This window comes from Myxacorys sp. (genome assembly GCF_059501405.1).
Window position 1 is genome coordinate 1 of record NZ_JCACCM010000031.1, and the last position, 3,564, is coordinate 3,564.

4 protein-coding genes are annotated in these 3,564 nt (G+C 46.0%); 3 read left to right on the forward strand and 1 reads right to left on the reverse strand.

Annotated features, from left to right (window positions below):
* Nucleotides 1–127 precede the first annotated feature (127 nt).
* On the forward strand, nucleotides 128–808 hold the full coding sequence (locus AC5I6P_RS02895; RefSeq protein ID WP_495692259.1) for an IS6 family transposase: 681 nt from the start codon (nucleotides 128–130) through the stop codon (nucleotides 806–808).
* Nucleotides 809–899: 91 nt separating this feature from the next.
* Here the strand turns inward: AC5I6P_RS02895 and gcvA are convergent, their stop codons facing one another.
* On the reverse strand, nucleotides 900–1,844 hold the full coding sequence (gene gcvA, locus AC5I6P_RS02900; RefSeq protein WP_495692260.1) for a transcriptional regulator GcvA: 945 nt from the start codon (nucleotides 1,842–1,844) through the stop codon (nucleotides 900–902).
* A gap of 180 nt (nucleotides 1,845–2,024) precedes the next feature.
* Here gcvA and AC5I6P_RS02905 point away from each other — a divergent pair, with 180 nt between their 5' ends.
* Nucleotides 2,025–3,278, forward strand: coding sequence for an oxidoreductase (locus AC5I6P_RS02905; RefSeq protein WP_495692261.1), 1,254 nt, complete (start codon nucleotides 2,025–2,027; stop codon nucleotides 3,276–3,278).
* Nucleotides 3,275–3,478, forward strand: coding sequence for a hypothetical protein (locus AC5I6P_RS02910; RefSeq protein ID WP_495692262.1), 204 nt, complete (start codon nucleotides 3,275–3,277; stop codon nucleotides 3,476–3,478). Before AC5I6P_RS02905 ends, AC5I6P_RS02910 begins: the two co-directional genes overlap by 4 nt.
* Nucleotides 3,479–3,564: the final 86 nt, after the last annotated feature.

Below are 3,564 nucleotides of genomic sequence, written 5' to 3' on the forward strand. Positions count from 1 at the left end.
GCTTTAGTTTTATCCTAAATGCCCTATCTGTCGCCGAGATTTTTTAATTTGGTATCACACGTTCTATTGTCGGGCATGTCTGTCGAGCTTTAATGAACGCACAGGCACGCAGTTCAACTTTCTAGAAGTGCCGACTGATATCGTGTTTCAGGTGTTGGTGTGGCGATTGCGCTACAAGATGAGCCTGCGCGACGTGGCAGAATTCCTCTTGCTGCGGGGGTTCGAGTTCACGCACGAAACAGTGCGGCAGTGGGAAGAGCGGTTCGCGCCTCGGCTTGCCGAGCAACTGCGGACAAACCGCACGGGAACGATGGGTGGAACTTGGTATGTAAACGAAACGTACATTCGAGTCAAAGGTAGATGGTGCTACCTGTATCGCACCATGGACGAAGACGGCAATTTGGTGGATTCCTTGCTACGGGAAAAGCGAGATATGGAATCAGCGAAAGCTTTTTTTGCACGAGCATTAGAGATCGCGCCAGTGCCGCCAAATCGAGTTGTCACGGATGGACTAGCATCTTACCCGCGCGCGATTGCAGAAGAACTAGGTGAAGCGGTGACGCATGAACCAGGAACTTGCTTGGACAATCCGATTGAGCAAGACCATCGCGGTATCAAGCACCGCTACTACTCGATGCTGGGGTTTGGAGCGTTTGAGTCAGCAAAACGATTCTGCGCGGCATTTGAGGAAGTACGGCAGTTTTTGCGCCCCCGTTCGCGAATGACAGAATTCGTGTGTCTATCTATGCGACGAAGTGGGTTTGTTGAGCGAGTGCAGGCGTTAGAAGCGATGTTCCAATCCGCTTAACCGAAAGGATTCAGGAAGCATTCCTTTTCTTGTCAATACAGCCTTGTTTTTAGACCTTGTGAAGCTTCAACTCTGACACTTTCGATCCACTCTACTCCAACGCTCTAGGGTGAGAGAAAGTACCAGCCATTTCGACTAACCAGCTTACAAACTTGAGAATCAGCGTTTCTTTGGGGTGCTTCTCTAGATACACCGCTGAATAATCAAAACCATCCAGTGACAGATTAAGGGGCTGCACTAAAAAGCCCAATGCTACATCATCAGCAACATGAATATTGCTGCATAAAGCGACACCTTGACCTGCGATCGCCGCTTGAATCGCCAAACTTTCTTCGTTAAATTCAAGTCTGTGCTTTGAATCAAGGATGTTCAGCCTAGCGGCTCTAAACCAATTCTCCCAATCAGGGGCTTCTGTTCCAAAGTGAATCCACTTGAAATGTAACAGCGGATGATGTAATAAATCATCTGGTTTTCTAATTGGATGCTTGCTATCCATTAACTGTGGGCTACACACAGGCATGAATACATCAGACATCAGCCTGCGAACGACTAATCCTGGATAACTGCCTCTACCGTAGCGAATGGCTAAATCAACAGTTTGCCGATGTAAGTCTACTGCATCATTTGAGGTTTGTAGTCGAAGCTCAACTTCAGGATAAGTTCGTTGAAAGTCAGATAAACGAGGAACCAGCCACTTAGCTGCAAACACCGTCGTTACGCTCACTGTTAACGTTGTGGATTCTGGCACTTTTTTTAGGCGAGATACCGCCGCTGCAACCATATCCAAGCTTTGGCTCACTGCCGGATACAAGAGCTGTCCCGCCTCTGTCAGCGTTAGAGGACGGGGATGACGGCGAAATAGGAGGACTCCCAACTGATCTTCTAGTACTTTGATTTGATGGCTGACAGCGGTTGATGTCACGTTCAGTTCTTCAGCCGCTAGCTGAAAACTCAGATGTCGAGCCACAACTTCAAAGGTATGCAAAGCATTGAGTGAGGGAAGCGATCGCATAGGTTGTAGATGAGTTTTCCTCATCTTAAACGTGAATTAATTGAATTTGCAATTCCTTTTGCTCCTTGTTATCGTTTGTATTAAGGAAATCAAAAACTTTTTCACGCACTCAAGAGCCTGCTTAAAACTCATCTAGATAGAGCGTTTGGGAAAGTCTTCTCAAATTTCTAGCAAGCAAAACGATTTTATTTCTAAATGCAGCGAATGTTGCACTTTATAGAGCCTGCTGGAATTTTTTGGGCACTCAAAACAGTTAATCTTCCCGACTTCAAGCAAACTCAACGATTTATCAGGAGAAGCATCATGGCTAATAGATTTTCGATCGGTGGAACTGCTGATCATCCAGCCCTCAAACCATTCCAACTTGGCGTGCTTGCATTATCTAATAGGGTTGTTGTTGCTCCCATGAGCCGTGTCAGCACAAAAGGGGACGGTGTGGCAACTAAGGCTATGACAACATACTATGCCCGCTACGCAAAAGGTGGCTTTGGTCTGATTATCAGTGAAGGTACTTACACCGACAGCCACTTTTCTCAGTCTTATCCAAATCAGCCAGGAATAGTATCAAGGCTACAACAGGCAGGATGGCGCAAGGTGGTTCAGGCAGTGCATGAATCGGGTGGATTTATCTACCTGCAATTGATGCACGGCGGGGCACTGTCTCAACACCTTGATGATACACGAGGTCCATCTGCCATTCAGCCTTTGCGAAAGATGCTTGAAGGTTACAGTGTAAAGACAGGATCTTTTCCTATGCCAAAAGCTATGACCCTTGAGGAGATTGAGGAAGCAGTTAGAGGTTTTGTTCATTCTGCTCTTGCGGCAAAAGAGGTTGGGTTCGACGGTGTAGAAATTCATGGAGCTAACGGCTATTTGCTCGATCAATTCCTTACGGAATATACCAATATGCGTAAAGATAGTTATGGTGGAAGTCTGGCTAATCGTGTTCGCTTGACCGCTGAAATTATCAGTCAAGTGCGCGAAGTAGTTGGCAATGAATTCATTGTTGGAGTAAGGCTTTCACAAGGTAAAGTGAACGATTTTGATTATCTTTGGCCTGATGGACTGAACGATGGTGCAGTGATTTTTGAGGCTGTGAAGCGATCGGGTGCAGATTACATCCATTTTGCAAGTGAAGGTAAAGGTTTTAATCACGGTTGCTTGACCAAACGAGGTGAAAGTCTGCCAAAACAGGCGCGCATACTTACTGGACTTCCCGTCATTGCTAATGGTGGAATGCATCAACCAGAGGAATCAAGACGCATACTTACGGAAGGTCATGCTGATCTTGTTGCACTAGGTACTGGTGCTCTTGCTAATCCAGCTTGGCCACATCGTCTGGCTAATAACCATCCGATTGCCAACTTTGATGATTCTATGTTTGCTGCAGGTGTCACTATTGAAGAGCAGGTGAAGTTCGAGACAGATTGCATGAAGGAAGTTTCTTACATTCAGTGACTAAAATAACGTCTAGCCCGACCAAAATTTGGGTTATTGGTCAAGTAGCGGTAACGATCGCAGGCAGCGAAATGATTGAGAATGAGCAAACTGTCACACGAGATGTCAGCGCATTTCTGTTAGTTAGAAATGAGGATACTTGGAAGATTGCAGCTCAAGGATGGGATGTTGTTGAGGATTTTCACCTTATAGCACCATGATTAGTCCCTTCATGATCAAGCCCTTGTGGAACTGATACCAAATCTCTAAAGTCCAGCTACAGATAGTGCTTCAAGAATTGATGCCC

Coding starts and splice junctions, on each gene's coding strand:
- gcvA (WP_495692260.1), bottom strand. CDS start 1,844: ATGAGGAAAACTCATCTACAACCTATGCGATCGCTTCCCTCACTCAAT.
- AC5I6P_RS02905 (WP_495692261.1), top strand. CDS start 2,025: ATGTTGCACTTTATAGAGCCTGCTGGAATTTTTTGGGCACTCAAAACA.